General features: G+C 63.7%; 6 protein-coding genes. 2 read left to right on the top strand and 4 right to left on the bottom strand.

Annotated features, from left to right (window positions below):
- Position 1: 1 nt before the first annotated feature.
- The 4 genes from cyoB to hmpA all read right to left on the bottom strand — a co-directional run bounded on the left by cyoB (position 2) and on the right by hmpA (position 5666).
- Positions 2 to 2020, bottom strand: a complete 2019-nt coding sequence (cyoB, locus tag QCL51_RS03860) for a cytochrome o ubiquinol oxidase subunit I (RefSeq protein ID WP_003248603.1) — start codon at positions 2018 to 2020, stop codon at positions 2 to 4.
- 3 nt (positions 2021 to 2023) lie between these two features.
- On the bottom strand, positions 2024 to 2965 hold the full coding sequence (gene cyoA, locus QCL51_RS03855; protein WP_021781744.1) for a ubiquinol oxidase subunit II: 942 nt from the start codon (positions 2963 to 2965) through the stop codon (positions 2024 to 2026).
- Positions 2966 to 3524: 559 nt separating this feature from the next.
- Positions 3525 to 4031 (bottom strand): disulfide bond formation protein B, encoded by a 507-nt coding sequence (locus QCL51_RS03850; RefSeq protein WP_021781743.1) that lies wholly within the window; start codon positions 4029 to 4031, stop codon positions 3525 to 3527.
- 456 nt (positions 4032 to 4487) lie between these two features.
- The gene (gene hmpA, locus QCL51_RS03845) at positions 4488 to 5666 is read right to left on the bottom strand and encodes an NO-inducible flavohemoprotein (RefSeq protein WP_021781742.1); all 1179 of its coding nucleotides are present in this window, start codon (positions 5664 to 5666) and stop codon (positions 4488 to 4490) included.
- 154 nt (positions 5667 to 5820) lie between these two features.
- Here hmpA and norR point away from each other — a divergent pair, with 154 nt between their 5' ends.
- Positions 5821 to 7377, top strand: a complete 1557-nt coding sequence (norR, locus tag QCL51_RS03840; protein ID WP_103470136.1) for a nitric oxide reductase transcriptional regulator NorR — start codon at positions 5821 to 5823, stop codon at positions 7375 to 7377.
- A 188-nt stretch (positions 7378 to 7565) separates the two neighbouring features.
- Positions 7566 to 21086: a BapA/Bap/LapF family large adhesin gene (locus QCL51_RS03835; RefSeq protein WP_338444608.1), complete on the top strand. Its 13521-nt coding sequence runs from the start codon at positions 7566 to 7568 to the stop codon at positions 21084 to 21086.
- Positions 21087 to 21091: the final 5 nt, after the last annotated feature.

The following is a 21091-nucleotide window of genomic DNA, read 5'->3' as shown; positions in this document are numbered from 1 at the left end:
ATTACACCCGCTCAAACGATTCGACACGTGCGCCGGCAGGCAGAGCACCTGCTTTGGCCAGCGCTTTCATACGCTCGCCTTCGATGCGCGCCACTTCTTCGGCCGGAACCATGTAGCCCTGGTCGTCACGTGCAGCGTGGCGAACGAAGACAGCGATGGTTGCAACCAGGCTCGCGCCAACCAGCCACCAGATGTGCCAGATGAAGGCGAAGCCGAAGACGGTCAGGAACAGGCCCATGAACAGACCGGTAGCGGTGTTGCTCGGCATGTGAATGGCTTCGTACTTGGCCGGGGCCTTGTACGCAACGCCTGCTTCCTTGGCTTCGTGCCAGCAGTCCAGACCAACTTTCTCAGGCATGTGAGCGAAGTTGTAGAACGGAGGTGGCGAAGAAGTCGACCATTCCAGGGTACGGCCGCCCCATGGGTCGCCGGTCACGTCCAGGTTCTGGTTGCGGTCGCGGACCGAAACGAAGATCTGGATCAGCTGGCAAGCGATACCGAACAGGATCAGCACGGCGCCGACAACGGCTACGTACAGGTAGGGTTCCCACAGTGGGTTGTCGGAGTGGTTCAGACGACGGGTCATGCCCATGAAGCCCAGGGCGTACAGCGGCATGAACGCAACGTAGAAGCCCGACAGCCAGAACCAGAAGGCAGCTTTGCCCCACTTCTCGTTCAGGGTGAAGCCGAAGGCTTTCGGGAACCAGAAGGCGAAACCGGCGATGTAGCCGAATACCGCGCCACCGATGATCACGTTGTGGAAGTGCGCAATTACGAACAGGCTGTTGTGCAGAACGAAGTCAGCACCCGGAACGGCCAGCAGTACGCCAGTCATGCCACCGATGGAGAAGGTGACCATGAAGCCCAGGGTCCAGAGCATCGGTGCGGTGAAGCGCACACGGCCTTGGTACATGGTGAACAGCCAGTTGAACAGCTTCACACCGGTCGGAATGGAGATCAGCATCGTCGCCAGGCCGAAGAAGGTGTTGACGCTGGCGCCGGCACCCATGGTGAAGAAGTGGTGCAGCCATACAGCAAAGCCGAGGATGGCGATCGCGCCCGATGCGTAAATCATCGAGTGGTGGCCGAACAGGCGTTTGCCAGAGAACGTCGAAGTTACTTCCGAGAACACGCCGAAGGCCGGCAGGATCAGGATGTAAACCTCAGGGTGACCCCACGCCCAGAACAGGTTGACGTACATCATCGGGTTCCCACCAAGCTCGTTGGTGAAGATGTGGAAGTCCAGATAACGGTCAACAGTCAGCAGAGCGAGTGCAGCAGTCAGGATCGGGAACGAAGCGACGATCAGTACGTTGGCCCAGGTGCAGGTCCAGGTGAAGATCGGCATGTCCATCAGCTTCATGCCAGGTGCGCGCATCTTCATCACGGTGACGAGGAAGTTCACGCCGGTAAGCGTCGTACCCAATCCGGATAGCTGTAGCGCCCAGATGTAGTAGTCGACACCCACCCCAGGGCTGTACTGAATGCCCGCGAGCGGCGGATAGGCAACCCAGCCGGTCTTGGCGAATTCACCAACGCCCAGCGAGATGTTGACCAGCAGCACGCCTGCCAGCAGCAGGTAGAAGCTCAGGGAGTTCAGGAACGGGAAGGCAACGTCACGTGCACCGATCTGCAGAGGAACCGCCAGGTTCATCAGGCCGGTGAAGAACGGCATCGCCATGAAGATGATCATGATCACACCGTGAGCGGTGAAGATCTGGTCATAGTGTTCAGGCGGCAGATAGCCTTCGGAGCCGCCGGTTGCGGCAGCCAGCTGGGTACGCATCATGATGGCGTCGGCAAAGCCGCGCAGCAGCATGACCATCGCGACGATGATGTACATCACGCCGATCTTTTTGTGGTCGACAGTAGTCAGCCACTCGCTCCACAAGTAGGTCCACTTGCGGAAATAGGTGATAAGACCGACGACAGCGATACCGCCGAGCGCGATCATGGCAAGCGTCACCATGACTATCGGCTCGTGATAGGGTATCGCCTCCAGGCTTAATTTACCGAACATCTCTTACTCCTCTGCACCGGCAGCTGGTTGCATACTCGATTCCACACCCTTGGTTGTGGCCAGATCTGTGCTGCCTGCTTCTTCGTGGCTACGACCGCGGTTCATGCCTTCGTACTTGTCGACGATCAGCTGGAACTGCTCAGGCGAAGCCTCGCTATACAGCGCGACCGGGTTGTTTTCGCTTGGTTTGGCCAAGGCGGCGTATTCGGCCTTGTCCAGCTTCTTCGGCGACTGCTTGACTTCAGCGACCCACTTGTCGAAGTCTTCCTGAGAGGTGGCAGTAGCCTTGAATTTCATGCCGGTGAAGCCAGCACCACTGTAGTTGGCGCTGATACCGTCGAACTCGCCATTTTCGTTGGCGATCAGGTGCAGCTTGGTGGTCATGCCGGCCATGGCGTAGATCTGGCCGCCCAGGCCTGGGATGAAGAACGAGTTCATCACAGCGTCGGAAGTGACGCGGAAGTTGACCGGGGTGTTAGCCGGGAAGACGATCTTGTTGACCGTGGCAATGCCCTGCTCCGGGTAGATGAACAGCCACTTCCAGTCCAGCGCGACCACGTCGATCTGAATCGGCTTAACGTCCGAATCCAGCGGACGATACGGGTCCAGCTTGTGGGTGGAGTGGTAGGTGACATAACCCAGGGCGATGATGATCAGGATCGGGATGATCCATACCGCGGCCTCGATCTTGGTCGAGTGCGACCAGTCAGGGGTGTAGGTGGCTGCCTTGTTGGAAGCACGGTACTTCCAGGCGAACGCCAAGGTCATGATGATCACAGGGATTACCACCAGCAGCATCAGGCCGGTAGCGATCAGGATCAGGTTCTTTTGCTCAATGCCGACCTGGCCCTTCGGGTCGAGCAGGGTCCAGTTGCACCCACTGAGTAAAAGCATGCCTAAAAAGGGCAATATGCCAAACAGTCTGGGGTAACGCTTTTTACTCATCTCACGACCTCTAGATCAGCTTGCTTCAATGCAATTTGTGTTTTGGTAGCCAGCACTTCGTCCTGCCAAGTGAGGCATTTCGCGCCCGTACTCACTCCTGCCTGGGGTCCGACTGCAGGACCTTGGCTTCAAGCGGGTTAGCGGTGCTTATGGTTTCGTAGGCAACAGGCCTGTACTTCAGACCAAGTCCATTTGGTGCGGGAAAACGCGGAGGGGTGTCCGCCCGGTATCGCCGTTGGGCGAAACTTGACGAAGTCAGCAAAAAGGAGCGCTGAGGCTTCCTTCAATCCTGCGACTCGCAAGCAGTGCCGAACGGAAATTGGGGGCGATTGTAGATAGGTCGCCAACCCTTGACTATGACTTATTGAGCAACAGTCTTTTACAGAATCCGTAACAATACTGCTCAATAATTCAACTTCGCGACAGTTTGTCGCACCCCGCTTGCCAGGCCTCAAAGCCGCATTCTACAAGGCTTCGGGATTGATCTGGATCAAGCGGTGCGCAACTTTTCCCTCTTCGCATGGAGTGCAAAAGACCCCATGCAATTCGGGACTTTTGTCTAAACCTGGCGTCGGTTGCGGTAGATACCGAGCGGAACCAGGACTGCGGTCAGCACGAAGGCCACAAGCGCCCATTGCGCCAGCGACAGGCCGAGGATCGGCGGGTACGGCGTGCTGCAGAAGCCGTCGACCTGAAACGCCAGTGGCCACAGCTTTGCCAGTGGCAGGTCATCCACAATCGGTTGCAGGGTATCGATACCGCAACTGACCATGGGGTTGGCGAGTATATACACATGGTTGCCGGCCGCAACGATTCCGCCAATAGCACTGAGCACCACCAACGCTTCGAAGAAGGTCAGGCTGCGGCGCCCAGGCATCGCCGCAGCGATGAAGGCAAACACGGCAATGAACAGCAATGCATAACGTTGCAGGATGCACAGCGGGCACGGTGCCTCGCCCAGCACCACTTGCATGTAGAGGGCGCCGCCGATCAGCGAGAGGCAGATCAGGCCCAACAGCACCAGAAAGCGCCGTTCCCGATTCAGGCGCGATGTTTGTTCGTTCATTGCCGGTTCCTTCGATGGATAGTGGCAGCGTGATCCGCCTGCCTGGGCGCAAGTCTACACGCTGGGCATGGCCTGTGAGCATGCCGAGGGAGCGTCGCGGAAGCACTGCGCAGGGCTATCCAGTGTGGCTGAGACCGGCCGCAACGACGTCGGTTCAACGCCGGGCGGCAAAAAAACGGCTGCCCAGGTGCCGCGCAGGAGCAAGCCCCTCGACACCCGGGAGTGAAGGATACCGTGATTAAAGGATGATTAAGGATGAAAGCGCAGCGCCCGGTTTCATCTTTCCTTTATATATAGGCAGAAAGGTGTGCTGCAGCGGGGGGACGAGTACTTTATAAGCCTGTACCGGCCCCTTCGCGGGTAAACCCGCTCCTACAGAGACGGCACCACATTCAAGACCGGTGCAATACCTGTGGGAGCGGGCTTGCCCGCGAAGAGGCCGGCACAGACGCTACATCACTCCAGCGCTGCCGCCGGCCCGAAGAACTCGTAGCGGCTCTGCTGCTCCGGCACCCCCAGGCCCTTCAGCTGGCGTTTGACCGCCGCCATGAAGCCTTTCGGCCCGAGGAAGTAGGCATCCACGTCACGCTCCTGCGGCAGCCACTCGGCGAGCAGGTCTTCACTCAGCAAACCCACCGCATCGGCTGCAGCGCCACCTTCCGGCTCGGCATAGCAGTAGAAGCGCTTGAGCTGTGGATGACGTGCCGCCAAACCATCGATCCAGTCCCGGAAGGCATGCACCGCGCCGTTACGCGCACAGTGGATGAAATGCACCTCGCGCCGGGTTTGCAGTGCTGCCTGCAGCATTGCCAGGGTCGGGGTAATGCCCACCCCTCCGCTGATCAGCACCAGCGGCTTGTCGCTGGCTGCCAGGGTGAAGTCCCCCGCAGGCGGGAACAGTTGCAGGGTATCGCCGACCACCAAGTCATCGTGCAGGTAATTGGAGACCTTGCCGCCCGCCTCACGCTTGACGCTAATGCGGTATTCCTTGCCGTCGCACAGCGCCGACAGGGAATAGTTGCGGCGCTGCTCGGCACCGTCTATGTCTAGCTTCAGGCCGATGTACTGGCCAGGTTCTGCCTTGAGCACCGGCATGCCATCCACCGGGGCGAAATAGAACGAAACGATCTCGCTGCTTTCCTGCTCGCGGCGTACCAGGCGGAATTCACGCGTACCGCGCCAGCCACCCTCGGCCGCTTCCTTCTCTTTATAAAGGTTTTCTTCAGCGCCAATCAGAATGTCGGCCAGCTGGCCATAGGCCGCGCCCCAAGCGTCGATCACCGCTGGGGTGGCAATGTCCTTGCCAAGCACTTCCTCGATGGCGCGCAGCAGGCAGCTTCCGACAATCGGGTAGTGCTGCGGCAGAATCTGCAGGGCAACATGCTTATTGATGATCTGTCCGACCAGGCCACCCAGTTGCTCCAACTGGTCGATATGGCGGGCATACATCAACACGCCGTTAGCCAGCGCACGCGGCTGATCGCCGCTGGCCTGGTGGGCCTGGTTGAACAGCGGCCGTACCTCGGGGTACTCGCTGAGCATCATCTTGTAGAAGTGGGTGGTCAGCGCTTCACCGCCGCTTTCCAGCAGAGGTACAGTGGCCTTGATGATTGCACGTTGTTCGGCATTGAGCATTGCAACAACTCCTGAGCCTGTGGCTTCAAATGACTGCCACTGCCATTACAGCAATCGTGCCAACTTTTATCGCCCGTAAAATCAGGGGCTTGATGCAGGTCATGTCAAAAAGACCTACTCCTGCGTATAGTCATATCGACCTACAGGAGTCCATATGACTACAAAACCGCTGCTCACCGCCCTGCTGCCCCTGGTCAGCGACCTGTCCCGCGATTTGCCCGACCAGGAGCGTTACCGCCGGCTGTTGCAAGCCATGCGTGGCCTGCTGCCGTGCGATGCCGCAGCACTGCTGCGACTGGATGGTGAATGGCTGGTGCCGCTGGCAGTGGATGGCCTTAGCCCCGACACTCTCGGCCGTCGCTTCAGGGTCAGCGAGCACCCGCGCTTCCAGGTCCTGCTCAGCCGCCCGGAACCCACCCGTTTCGCCAGCGACTCCGAACTGCCCGACCCCTATGATGGTTTGGTCCACGCCCCCGATGCCAACCTTGAAGTGCACGACTGCATGGGCTGCCCGTTGATGGTCGATGAGCGCCCATGGGGCCTGGTCACCCTCGACGCCCTCACCCCCGGGCAGTTCCAGAGCCTGGAGCTGGATGCCCTGCAGGCCTTTGCCAGCCTGGCGGCCGCCACCGTTACCGTGGCCGAGCGTATCGAGCACCTGGCCCTGCGCGCCGAAGACGAACACCACCGCGCCGAGCTCTACCGCCAGGCCAGCGGCCAGGATAGAGAGCTGATTGGCCAGAGCCCTGCGCACAAACGCCTGGTGGAAGAAATTCGTCTGGTCGGCAGCAGCGACCTGACCGTGCTGATCACCGGCGAAACCGGGGTCGGCAAGGAGCTGGTGGCCCAGGCCCTGCACAAGGCCAGTAGCCGCGCCGACAAGCCGCTGGTCAGCCTCAACTGCGCCGCCCTGCCCGACACCTTGGTGGAAAGCGAACTGTTCGGCCATGTGCGCGGCGCCTTCACCGGCGCGCATGGCGAGCGCCGCGGCAAGTTCGAGCTGGCCAACGGCGGCACGCTGTTCCTCGACGAAGTGGGCGAACTGCCGCTGACGGTGCAGGCCAAGCTGTTACGCGTGCTGCAAAGCGGCCAGCTGCAGCGCCTGGGTTCGGACCGCGAGCACCGGGTCGACGTGCGCCTGATCGCCGCGACCAATCGCGACCTGGCTGCCGAGGTGCGTACGGGCAACTTCCGCGCCGACTTCTACCACCGCCTCAGTGTATACCCGCTGCACGTGCCACCATTGCGCGAACGTGGGCGAGACGTGCTGCTACTGGCTGGCTACTTCCTCGAACAGAACCGTTCACGGCTGGGCCTGAACAGCCTGCGCCTGAGCCATGAGGCCCAAGCCGCGCTGATCGCCTACGACTGGCCAGGCAATGTGCGCGAACTGGAACACCTGATAGGCCGCTCGGCCCTCAAGGCGCTGGGCCAGCACCCTGACCGGCCACGTATCCTCACTCTCGACGCCATCGACCTGGACCTGCGCGTGTCGGCAACGACGCCAGGCTCGCTGCCCTCCCCTGCGGCACCGTTACAAGTGGCCACCCCGCCTGAAGGTGGCCTGCGTGAGGCCGTCGACATTTACCAGCGTCAGATCATCGAAGCCTGCTTGCAAAGGCACCAGGACAACTGGGCAGCAGCGGCCCGCGAACTCGGCCTGGACCGCGCAAACCTGAGCCGTTTAGCCCGCAGGCTAGGGCTTCGCTAAGGCTTCTCTACCAAAGGATTAACCCAGAAAGCCATCTGGTTGCTTCCCCACCGGCTGCTATATCTCCCTAACGACCCATTTGTCGACTGCCTGGTCGAGGCTGCGCGTACCCCCTATCAGGGCTCTGTTACGCCGGTTGTCGCCCGAATAGTCGGGCCAGGGGATCCGGATATCAGCAGGGAGCATCCATGGACAACATCGTCGTCGCCGATAAGCAATCCGAAGTCGCCACTCAGAGCGCCTGGGGCAATATCAATCTCAAAGCACCAAGCGTCGTGCAGATACCGGTATCTCCCGACAAAGTGGCCACCGTCACCCAACGTGGGCAAGACCTGATCGTTACGCTGAAGTCGGGTGAAAAAGTCACCGTCGGTAACTTCTTCGCTGCGGACCAGGCCGGGGTCGGCAGCGATATGGTCTTCGTCGGCGAAGACGGCACCCTGTGGCATGCCCAGTACGATGCGGCAGCGTTCACCGGTTTCACCTTCGAAGAAGTGGCCTCGCTGGACGAACTGGTCGCTGGCATCGGCACTGCCGGTAGCGCCATGCCAACTTGGGCGATTGCCGGGCTCAGCCTGCTCGGTGTGGGCGGCGCAGCGGCAGCGGCGGGCAACGGCGGCGGGGGCAGCAGCGGCGGTTCCGCCCCCGATACCAGCGCACCGGCCACGCCGATCGACCTGCTGGTTTCACCGGATGGCCTGCGCCTGACCGGCCGTGGCGAAGCAGGCACCACGGTGAACATCCGCGACGCCGCCGGCAACCTGATCGGCAGCGGCACAGTGGGTCCCGACGGCAACTTCAACGTGACGTTGAATGCGCAGCAGATCAATAGCGAAAACCTTGATGTCACCCTGACCGACGCCGCCGGCAATGTCTCGGCGCCTGGCACTGTCACTGCGCCAGACGCAACGGCACCACTGGCGCCGACCAACCTGGCTATCAATGAACAGGGCACGACGCTCACCGGTCTTGCCGAGCCTGGCTCGACGGTTTCCGTACGAGGCGCTGGTGGTGCATTGCTGGGCACTGCCGTAGCCGGTGCGGACGGCCAGTTCAGCATCACCCTGCAACCGCCACAAAGTGACGGCCAGGCCCTGAAGGTCAGCGCCGCAGACGCGGCTGGCAATATCTCGCCCGTTGCCAGCATCACGGCACCGGATGTCGACAACCCTGACACCACAGCCCCTGCCCAGCCGACCGATCTGGCTCTGGCCGATGGCGTCACCTTCACCGGTCGCGGTGAGCCCGGCGCTACCGTGCAGGTGCGCGATGCTGCCGGCAGCCTGATTGGCTCCGGTGTCGTTGGTGCCGACGGCCTGTTCAGCCTCACCCTGTCGCCTGCCCAGGCCAACGGCGAAGCGCTGGACGTACGCCTGGTGGATGCTGCCGGCAACGCCTCTGCGCCGCTGCAGTTCGATGCTCCGGACATTACCCCGCCCGATGCCGTCAACAACATTACAGTTGGCGCTGGCGGCCTGGCTCTGAGCGGACGCGGCGAACCGGGGGCCACCGTCGAAGTACGCGATGCCAATGGCACCGTGATCGGCACGGGTGTCGTAGGGGCCAACGGCACCTTCCTGATCGACCTGAGTCCGGCCGCACAGCCGGGCGGGCAATTGAGCCTGGTGCAGACTGACCCAAGCGGCAACGCTTCCTCGGCATTGCAATACGAGGTCCCGGTCACCACTGCGCCTGCCAGCCCAAGCGACCTGGTATTCGCCGAAGACGGCAGCAGCATCAGCGGTAGCGCACCTGCCGGTAGCCGTGTAGAGGTGCATGACGCCAACGGCACGCTGATTGGCAGTGTTGTGGCTGGCCCCGACGGCAGCTTCACCGTAACCCTCGACCCGCCACAGGTAAACGGCGAGGTGCTGCAAGTCACCGCCACCGACGCCGCCGGCAACACCTCCCCGGCCAGCGACATCACCGCGCCGGACATCGACGGTGGCGACACCACACCACCAGATGCCGCGACCAACCTGGTAGTCGGCCTGGCCGGCGCCCAGCTCAATGGCCGCGGCGAAGCCGGTGCCAGTGTGCAGGTGCGCGATGCCCAGGGCAATGTACTGGCCAGCGGCTCAGTCAACCCCGACGGCACCTTCCAGATCACCCTCGACCCACCGGTGAAAGATGGCAGCAACTTGCAAGTGGTGCTGATCGATGCCTCCGGCAATGCTTCTGCACCAGCGTCGGTGGTTACCCCGGACTTGCAGCCCCCGGCCCAGCCGACCAACCTGGCCTTGGCCGACGGTGTGACCCTGAGTGGCAACGGCGAGCCTGGTGCGACAGTGCAGGCCTTCGATGCCTCGGGCAACTTGCTCGGCACTGGCCTGGTCAATGATACCGGCAGCTTCAGCATTACCCTGTCGCCTGCCCAGGCCAATGGCGAAGTGCTGGACATCCGCCTGACCGATACCGATGGCAATGTCTCTTTACCGCTGCAGTTCGATGCCCCGGACATTACCGTGCCTGCCGTGGTCAGCAACATCGTCGTCGGCGCCGACGGCCTGACCTTGGGTGGTCGCGGCGAAGCCGGCGCTACCGTCGAGGTGCGCGATGCCAATGGCACGCTGCTGGGTACCAGTACGGTAACTGCGAACGGTACTTTCCTGATCGACCTCGATCCGGCTGCGCTGCCGGGTGAGCGCCTGACCCTGGTACAGACCGACCCGGGCGGCAACGTCTCTGAAGCGCTGACCTACGACGTGCCACTGGTGATCACACCGACCAGCCCGAGTGAACTGGTTGTGGCCGCCGATGGCAGCAGCATCAGCGGTTCTGCTCCGACTGGCAGTCGCGTGGACGTGCATGATGCCAACGGCACACTGATCGGTAGCATCGTGGTGGGTGCCGAGGGCACATTCACCGTGGTGCTCACGCCGGCCCAGGCCAATGGCGAGTTGCTGGACGTAGTGGCCATCGACAACAACGGCACCTCGTCGTTGCCGGTGCAGATCACCGCACCAGACATCACCGCGCCTGCGGCGCCCAACGACCTGGCAATCAGTGGCGATGGTACCGTCGTCAGCGGCCGCGCCGAAGCAGGCAGCACCGTCCGTGTGCTGGCCGCCGACGGCACCACGGTGCTGGGCAGTGTCGTGGTGGGGGCCAGCGGTGCCTTCAGCATCGACCTCACCCCGCCACAATTGGCAGGCGAGCAGTTGCAGGTGACTGCCACCGATACCGCAGGCAACGCCTCCACGGCCGGCAGCGTCACTGCACCGAACGTGGACAACGGCGGCGACACCACCCCGCCGGAGCCCGCTACCGATCTGGCCATCAGCAACGATGGCCGCACAGTCTCCGGGCGCGGCGAAGCGGGCGCCACCGTGGAGGTGCGCAACGATGAGGGCCAGGTGCTGGTAAGCGGTACCGTTCAGCCCGATGGCAGCTTCAATGTGCAACTGCCAACCCCGGTGGTGGATGGCTCATCCCTGCAAGTGACCCTGACCGATGCCGCCGGCAATATCTCTGCATCTGTCCCGCTGACGGCGCCCGACCAGATAGCACCGCTGCAACCAACCGACCTGGTACTGAGCAATGGCGACAGCCTGGTCGGCACTGCAGAAGGAGGCGCCCGGGTGGAGGTTAAAGATGCCTCGGGCAACCTGATCGGTAGCGCCATTGCCGAGCCGGATGGCAGCTTCAGCCTGACCCTCGACCCGCCACAGGCCAATGGCGAAACCCTGTCCATCACAGTGACCGATGCGGCAGGCAATACCTCGGTGCCGCTGAGTTACGTGGCCCCGGACATTACCGTTCCGGCGATCATCACTGATGTGGTGGCAGGCGATGGCAGCCTGGCCTTGTCTGGCCGTGGTGAGCCCGGTGCCACGGTGGAAGTGCGTGATGCCCAAGGTGCAGTCATCGGCACCGGCACCGTGGCGCCCAATGGCACCTTCGTGGTCGACCTTGAAGCACCGCTGGCCGCCGGAGAGAACCTCGTGCTGGTGCAGACCGATGCCGCCGGCAATACCTCGGCAGGGGTCAGTGTGACCGTTGCCGATACACCGCTACCCGAAAGCCCGAGCGGCGTGCTGGTGACCGGCGACGGTACCAGTATTTCCGGTAACGCACCGGCAGGAACGCAGGTGCAAGTGCGTGACGCGCAGGGCAATGTTCTGGGCAGCGTCCAGGCCGAACCGGATGGCAGCTTCACCATCGGCCTGACCCCAGCCCAGGCCAACGGCGAGATACTGGATGTCGTGGCGGTTGACGGCGCTGGCAACAGCTCGCTACCGACACAGATCACCGCCCCCGATATCACCCCGCCCAACGAAGCCAGCGAACTGCAATTGAGCGCCGATGGCGGGCTGCTCACCGGTCGCGGCGAACCGGGCACCACCGCGCAGGTCATCAGCGCCGACGGTACTGTGCTGGGCAGCGCCCAGGTCGGTGCCGGCGGTGTGATCAGCGTGGTCCTGAACCCTCCGCAGACCGACGGCCAGGAGCTGGACGTGGTACTGCGCGACCCAGCTGGCAACACCTCGACCGTAACCATCGTGGCGCCCGATATCGACGGCCCGCTGCAGCCCTCCGGGCTGGCCATCGATACCGCTGGCATTCACCTTACCGGCCTGGGCCAAAGCGGCTCCATCGTCACCGTGCGTGACGCCGACGGCAATGTGCTGGGCAGCGCCACTGTGGGTGGCGACGGCCGTTTCGACGTCACCCTCAACGCGCCACAACGCAACGGCGAAAGCCTGACCGTCGAAGCCACTGACAACCTGGGTAACAGCGCAGGGCCCGTGGACTTCACTGCACCCGACTCCACCCCACCGCAAGTGGTCACCAACCCGGCCATCGACGGCACCGGTACCACGATCACCGGCAACGGCGAACCGGGCGCCACCGTTACCGTGCGCGGGCCGGACGGCAGCGTGTTGGGCAGCATGGTGGTCGGCGCTGGCGGCGCTTTCGAAATCACCCTCGACACCCCGCAGACCAACGGCCAGGCACTGACCGTGGAGCAACGCGACGTGGCCGGCAACCTGTCAGCGGCGGTCGACTTGTCAGCACCGGATACCCAGGCACCCGAGAGCCCCACCGCTCTGGTCCTGGCTGGCGACGGCAGCAGCCTGAGCGGCAGCGGCGAGCCGGGTGCGCAGGTGACCGTGACAGGCACTGGCGGCGCGGTACTGGGCACCGCAACGGTCCAGCCCGATGGCACCTTCCAGGTAGCAATCGACCCGCCACAGCTCAATGGCCAGACGCTGTCTGTCACTCAGGCGGACAATAGCGGCAACGGCTCGCCCGCAGGCACCGTGACCGCACCTGACTTCGAGGCACCGCTGCCGGCGCAGGGGCTCGGCCTTGACCCTACCGGCACACTGCTCAGCGGGCAGGGCGAGGCAGGCAGCACCGTAGAGGTACGCAATGCTGCGGGTGACCTGCTAGGCACCATGCCGGTGAATGCAGACGGTACGTTCGAAGTGGTACTCTCCCCCGCCCAGACCAACGGTGAAGTACTGTCGGTGGTGCTGATCGATGGCGGCGGCAATGCCTCGCCGTCGGCCACTTTCACCGCTGACGACAGCACTGCGCCGGCTGCGCCTGCCGACCTCACGATCACCCCGGCTGGCAACGCCATCCAAGGTACAGGCGAAGCTGGCTCCACGGTGGAAGTGAAGCTTGGCGACGGCACGTTGGTAGGCACCATCGTCGTGCCCGCAGGCGGTAGCTTCACTGTCCCACTATCGCCCGCCCAGTTGGACGGCCAGGCCCTGGATGTGACGCTGACCGATGCGGCCGGCAACATTTCGCAGCCCAGCCCGATCCTTGCGCCTGACATCACGCCACCGGCACTGCCCACCGACGTTGCAGTCAGCAGCGATGGCACGGCTGTGAGCGGTAACGCACCTGGCGCCAGTTCGGTGACCGTGAGTGATGGGGCCGGCAATGTGATCACCGTGGCGGTCAACCCGGATGGCAGTTTCAACGTGCCGCTGGATACCCCGCAGAACAACGGCCAGACCGTAACCGTGGTAGTGACCGACGCAGCCGGCAACGACTCGGCGCCGGTCTCAGTCACCGCTCCGGACACGACCAACCCAGAACCAGCCACCGGCCTTACCGTAAGCCCGGACGGCAGCACGGTCGGCGGCACAGCCGAGCCTGGCAGCACAGTGGAAGTCCGCAACCCGGATGACAGCGTGCGCGGCACTGTAACCGTAGGGCCGGACGGCACCTTCGTCATACTGGTCGACCCACCGCTGGCATCAGGCGAAACGGTTGATGTGGCAGTGATCGACCCTGCCGGCAACGAATCGCCTGAAGTACCACTGGCTGGCCCGACCGGTGCCGAAGTGGCCACGCCTTCGGCCCTTGCCATCAGCGCCGACGGCTTTTTGCTGACCGGCCAGGGTACGGTCGGCTCGCTGATTACCGTGACCTCCGGGGGCACCACTCTGGGTAGCGCCACGGTCGGCAGCGACGGCACCTTCCGTGTGTTCTTCCAGAGCGCCCAGCTCAACGCCCAGATCTTGCAGGTCAGTGCCAAGGCTACCGTCGATGGCCAGCCTTCGGTGCCGGCCACCGTCGTGGCCAGTGACACCACGGCACCAGACGCGCCGACACAGGTAAACCTCGACGCAACCGGCAGTACACTGACCGGCCAGGGTGAAGTCGGTGCAACCGTGCGCGTGACTGACTCACAAGGCACCGTGCTGGGGACTGCTACCGTCGGCAGCAATGGCCTGTTCAGCGTCATCTTTTCGCCGGCCGTGGCCAATGGGCAGAACCTGATCGTCACCCAGGCTGATGCCGCAGGTAACGTTTCGCTCGCGTCCACCCTGCAAGCGCCTGACCTGCAGGCACCGCTGGCGGCCAGTAACCTCAGCCTCAACAGCGCAGCCACCGTGCTCAGCGGCCAGGGCGAAGCCGGTGCCAGCGTCACCGTACGCGATGCCAGTGGTGCCATCCTGGCCACCGGCACCGTCAACCAAAGCGGCCAATTCCAGATCACCCTGCCCAGCGCGCAAGTCACCGGTAGCCCACTGCAGGTCACCCTCAGTGATGCTGCGGGCAATGTGTCCGGCCCGGCCAGCCTGGCCACGCCAGACCACACGCCGCCAGCGGCCATCACTAACCCAGTGTTGAGCCAGGACGGCCGGCAGCTTTCCGGCAGCGGTGAAGTAGGCGCGACGGTACAGGTACGCAACGCCTCAGGTGCCTTGCTCGGCACCGCCACGGTGAGCGCAGACGGTCGCTTCACGGTGACCTTCGACACGCCGCAAACCAACGGCCAGGTCATCGGCGTGACGCAAGTGGATGCCGCCAGCAACACCTCGCCGGCAATCAATGTGACAACCCCGGACCTGACCCCGCCCGCGCCGCTGTCCAACGTGGTGCTGAACAACAACGGCCTGACCCTGACTGGCCTTGGCGAAGCCGGTGCCACGGTCACCGTTCACGGCCCGGACGGGACCATCATAGGCACCGGCCTGGTAGCGGCCAATGGCAGCTTTACCCTCACCTTGAACAGCGCTCAGCTCAACGCCCAGCACCTGAGCGTTACGCAGACCGACGCGGGCAACAACACTTCCACCGCCGTGGCGGTCACCGCGCCGGACTTCACCCCGCCTGCGGCACCGACAGCACTCGCCCTGTCCAGTACCGGGCTGCAACTGACCGGTACCGCCGAGGCCGGCAGCACCGTGACCGTGCGCGATGCCAGCGGCAACGTGCTGGGCACAGCGGTAGCCGGCAGCAACGGCACCTTCCAGGTCGCCTTGAACAGTGCCCAGACCAATGGCCAGACGCTGCAGGTGACTGCCACCGACGCAGCTGGCAACGTGTCGCCGGCCGCACCTTACACCGCAGCCGACACCACGCCGCCGGCCGCCGTGACCAACTTGGCGGTCTCCGCCGATGGCGCCACCCTGACAGGCGATGGCGAAGCAGGCGCAACCGTGACCGTACGGGCACCGGACGGTACCGTGCTGGGTAGCGCCACAGTGACGGCCGACGGTCACTTCACCGTGTCCCTTTCACCGACAGCGATCACGGGTGAGAGCCTGAACGTGGTCCAGGCCGATGCCGCACAGAACGTCTCCCCTGCACAAAGCGTGACTGCACCGGGCGTACTGGCACCGGCAACACCGGACAACCTGGTACTGGCCGCCGACGGCCTGTCGGTGACCGGCACCGCCGAGACGGGCAGCACAATCAAGGTGTACGGCCCCAACGGCGTATTGCTGGGCAGCAGCCCGGTCGCCAACGACGGCACGTTCACTGTCAATCTGGGTAGTGCACAGGCCAATGGCGAAGTGCTGCAGATCAGCGCAACGGGTACCGATGGCACCGTATCATCGCCCGCAACCCTGCAGGCACCAGACACCACGGCACCGCAACCACTGACCAACCTGGTGTTGTCCAGCGACGGCCTGGTACTCAGTGGCCGCGGTGAAGCAGGTGCCACCGTTACCGTGCTTGGCGAAGGCGGTGTCGACTTGGGCACTGCCGTGGTCGATGCCAATGGCACCTTCAACGTCAACCTGAGCGCCGCGCAAATTAACGGCGAACAGCTCAGCGCCAGCCAGTCCGATGTGGCCGGCAACGAGTCCAACAGCGTCAGCCTGACAGCCCCTGACCGCGTCGCGCCGGATGCGGCCGACAACCTGGCTTTCGCCGGGGGTGGCAGCTTGCTGAACGGTACCGGCGAAGCGGGTGCCGCCGTGCGGGTGCTCGCCGCCGATGGTTCGGTGCTGGGCAGTGCCACGGTGCGCGCCGACGGCACCTTCCAGGTCAACCTCGCATCGCCTCAGGCCAACGGCCAACAGGTGCAAGTAGTGCTGGGCGATGCGGCTGGCAACCAGTCTGCCGCCAGCGCCATCACCGCCCCCGATACCACCCCGCCAACGGCACCAGGCGAACTGGCGATTTCCGGTGATGGTGTCACCCTCACCGGCCGCGGCGAAGTGGGCGCGCAGGTGACCGTGACCAACCCGGCAGGCGAGGAAATCGGCAGCGCCACCGTCGATGCCAGTGGCCACTTCACCATCACGCTGAGCCCGGCGCTGGGTAACGCCGAACTGCTCAGCTTCACCCAGGCCGATGCGGCGGGCAACGTGTCGGCAGTGGCAACCCTGCAAACCCCGGACTTCACCCCACCCGCCCCGCTCACCCTAGTGGTGATCAACGCCGACGGCAGTGTGGTCAGCGGCCTGGGCGAGGCCGGCGCCACAGTAATCGTCAGTAACGCAGCCGGTACCGTATTGGGCACTGGTATCGTGCTTGCTGATGGCAGTTTCAGCGTCGAACTGTCACCTGCACAGATCAACAACCAGACACTGTCGGTGCTGCAGGCCGACCCACCCGGCAACGTCAGCCTGCCGGTCAACGTGCAAGCGCCGGACCTCACGCCGCCAGCGGCAGCAACAGAGCTGCGGCTCAATGCGGCAGGTGACGAGCTGGGCGGTATCGGCGAAGTGGGCGCCATCGTGCGCGTGTACGTCGGTACCACGCAGGTCGGAACCGGCACAGTGGGCGCCGACGGGACCTTCATCGTCGAGCTGGATGCGGCGCAACTCGATGGCCAGGTGCTGCAGGTAACACTGACCGATGCAGCCGGCAATATCTCGCCAATCAGTTCGGTCACGGCGACGGACACCACACCACCTGCCACCGTGATCGCCGTCATCAACGACAGCGGTACCCAGGTGACCGGTACCGCCGAAGCCGGCACCCGCGTCACCGTGGTCAACAACAACGGTGACCTGCTGGGCCAGGTGACGGTAGATCCGGACGGCACCTTCGTCCTTGACCTGAACCTCCCGCAAATCAACGGCGAAACGCTGACCATCATCGCCCAGGACGCCACTGGCAACCCGTCGATACCACTGGCAGTGACTGCGCCAGACCTGACGCCACCGGTACAGCCGACCGACCTGCTGCTCAACGCAGCCGGTACGTCGATGACAGGTACCGCCGAAGCCGGCAGCACCATCACGGTACGCGGCCCGGACAACAATATCGTGGGCACGGTGGAAGTGGATGAGAACGGCCAGTTCACTGTGCCGATCAGCCCGGCACAGAACAATGGGCAGTTGCTGACGGTGGTGTCCACGGATGATGCCGGCAACGCTTCGGTGGCCGTCCCTTACCAGACCAACGACACCTCGCCACCCGACCTGGTAACCAACCTGGCGATCAACAACACCTTCAACGTGCTGACCGGCAAAGGCGAAGCCAATGCCACGGTCACCGTCAGCCTCGACGGAAGCGTGATCGGCACCGGCGTGGTGGATGCCGCTGGCAACTTCCAGATAACGCTGGTGCCGGCGGCGGGCTCGCTCGCCACCCTGGAAGTGACACAGTCTGACGGTATCAATACTTCTGCGGTCGCGACCTACGTCACACCCTTGGTCGCACCACCCGTGCCGCCAACCGACGTGACCTTGGGCAGCGACGGCCTGACCCTGACAGGCAGTGCACCAAGCGGTGTGGACATTCGCGTGTACGATGCCGCAGGCAACCTGATCGGTACAGGCAGCGCAACCCTGGGCGGCTCCTTCACCCTGACGCTGGACGCAGCCCAGCTCAACGGCGAGCACATTTCGGTGACAGCGGTGGCACTGGTCGGCGGCGAATCGCAGCCGACCTTCCTGCAAGCAGCTGACATCACGCCACCGGCCAACCCGGTGGTGACCAGCCTCTCTGTCAATGGCCTGGTGCTGACCGGCACGGGTGAAGCCGGTGCCACGGTGACAGTGCGTGATGCCAGCAACAACGTGCTCGGCACGGCGGTGGTGAATGGCGGTGGCGTCTTCACCGTCAACCTGAACGCCGCGCAGCTCAACGGCCAGGTACTGGGCGTGAGCCAGGCTGACGCTGCCGGCAATGCGTCCGGCAGCACAAGCTACACCGCCGCAGACCTGCAGCCACCTGCCGTCCCTACCAACATCGCCATCGATGGCTCGGGTAGCGTGCTTACCGGTAGCGGTGAAGCGGGCGCTACCGTTACCGTCCAAGGCCCGAACGGCCAGGTCGGTACCGGAGTGGTGCAAGCCAACGGCACCTTCAGCATTACCTTGACCTCGCCACAGAACGACGGGCAACTGCTGGTGGTACGCCAGGCCGATGCTGCCGGCAACTTGTCCGCCAGCACCAGCCTGACTGCGCCGGATACCACACCGCCAGCCGCCCCGCTGGCCACCATCAACGCCAACGGCACCTCGGTCAGTGGTTCTGGCCAGATCGGCAGCACGGTCACCGTGCGCAACAGCGCCGGTACCGTACTGGGTACCGCAACGGTGGGCAGCAACGGCCTGTTCGTGGTCAGTCTGGCTGCGGCGCAGATCGACAACCAGGCGCTCAGCGTCACCCTCACCGACAGCGCCGGTAACGTGTCCACAGGCACTGCGCTGACCGCACCGGACCTGACACCGCCTGCGGCTGCCGGCAACCTGCAATTCAGTGCTGACGGCAGTACCCTCACCGGTACGGGCGAAGTGGGTGCCACCGTAACCGTACGCAGCGCCGGTGGTACCGTGCTGCAAACCGCAACGGTGCAGGCGGACGGCACCTTCACTGTGACCCTGAGCCCGCCTCAGGACAACGGCCAGATCCTGTCTGTGACCCTCAGCGACCCGCGCGGTAACGTGTCGGGCAACGTCAACGTCACTGCACCGGATGTGGATGCCAACGCGCCGGTCATCGCCAGCGACAACCTGGCCACAGCCACGGTCAACCTGGAAGCGGTCAGCGCCACGAAGACCTACACCGACAGCTTCACCACGCTGCTGTCCGGCTTTACCAAGACCTACACCTGGACGGTGACAGCAGGCAGCACGGCCGACCCTACCCTCACACTGACCACCAACAGCGTGCTGGCACTACTCAACAACACCAGCTTCACCCTGCAGGTGAAAGACGCCAGCGGCGCCTGGGTGACCATCGCCACCGGCAACACTCAGGGCCTGCTCGACCTGATCGTGCTGCCAATCGGCTTGCAGGTGGACATCGGCGTGCTGCAAGCAGGTGATTACCGACTGACCGTGGGCAGTGGCGGCATCGGCCTGGTCACCGAAGTGAGCACCACGTTGGACATCGTCTCCACCAGCCTGACCCAATTCACCGGCACCGGCATTGCCACCTCCGGCAACGTCATTACCGACGTGGGCACCGATGGCGCGGTGGATGCCAGTGGCCCGGACAGCGCCGCCGTGCTGCAAGTACTAAAAAACGGCAGCTACGTCTCGGCCGGGACCGCCACAACGGTTCAGGGCCAGTACGGCACCTTGGTGATCAGTGCGGACGGCAGCTACACCTACACGCCCAACGGCAGCCCGAACAGTGTCGGCAAAGTAGACGTGTTCAGTTACCAACTGGTGCACCCTAACGGCCTGTCCGATACCGCCAACCTGTACGTGCGCATCGACAGCCCGCAAGCCACGGAGATCTGGAGCGACACCAACTACGGTGCACCGGCCACGGTGGTCGACGCAGTCAACGACGTTGGTAGCAGCCAAGTCACCCTGGACAACCGCGTGGACACCAGCAGCAGTACGCTGGGCTCGTTGAGCCTGCCATTGATCGGTACCCGCCAGGCCACCTACACCACCACGGTTGCCGCCGACACCACGGCCGACCTGCAAGTGGTGGTCAACTCCGCCAACCTGTTGAGCCTGCTCAACGGCACTACCATCGAGCTGCTCAAGCTCAACCCGGCCACCGGCCAGTACGTGCTGGTGCAGTCGGTGCCGGGTGGTTCGCTGATCAGCGTGCTGGGGGGCGGCGCCGGGTATACCTTCGAGAATCAGGGCGCCGGTACCTACCACGTCCGTGTCACCGCTGGCGGCATCGGCTTGCTCAGCTCCATCACCACCAGCCTGAACACCACCACAACGTACCTGACCGAGTTCGTGGTCAGTGGCGCGACAGCAGCCACCGGCAACCTGCTGACTGACGACAACATCGGTTCGGCCTTGACCGTGCTGAGCGTGCTGACAGCGGCCAACACCTACACCATCCCAGGCTACAACGGGGTGAGCGTGGCCGGCACCTACGGCACGTTGCTGGTGCATGCCGACGGCAGCTACACCTACACCCTCAACGCGGGGCTCACCTCGGCGGTGGTCGGCCAGCAAGACACCTTCACCTACGAGCTCAGCCACCCGAACGGCACTACCGACACCGCAACCCTGACCATCAACGTGGACGATGCTGCCGGCCTCACCACGACCACATCGCTGATGGCTGATAGCGGCGACGAATCAGCGGCACTCGCCAGCCTGGCAGCGGCCACCGATGTGATCGCCGGCACCGACGGCGACGACCACCTCAATGGCAGCCAGGGTGGCCACATCACCCTGCAAGGGGGGGCGGGTGACGACACGCTGGTGATAGTCGACCAGAACTTCGCCAGCGTCGATGGTGGTACAGGTACCGACACCCTGTTGTGGGGCGGCGGTGACGCCAGTATCGACCTGGGCAACCTGGCCGAGCGCGTGCACGACATCGAAATCCTCGACCTCAACGACACCAGCTCGGTGGCGCTCACCCTCAACCTGGGGGACGTGGTGGCAATCACCGAAACCGGTACCGACACACTGATTATCAAGGGGGACGACCAAGACTCGGTTCACATGACGGACAACTGGACGCTGGTCGGGAACCAAACTGCCGACGGCGTCGACTATAACCAATACACGGCCCAGGAGGATCCAAGCCATCACCTGTGGGTACAAAACGGTATCCATGTGGTTTGAGGCCG

The organism is Pseudomonas sp. LTR0 (assembly GCF_036630035.1).
In the GTDB taxonomy this organism is placed as follows: Bacteria; Pseudomonadota; Gammaproteobacteria; order Pseudomonadales; family Pseudomonadaceae; genus Aquipseudomonas; species Aquipseudomonas putida_Y.
This window is presented reverse-complemented; position numbering and strand designations above follow the sequence as displayed.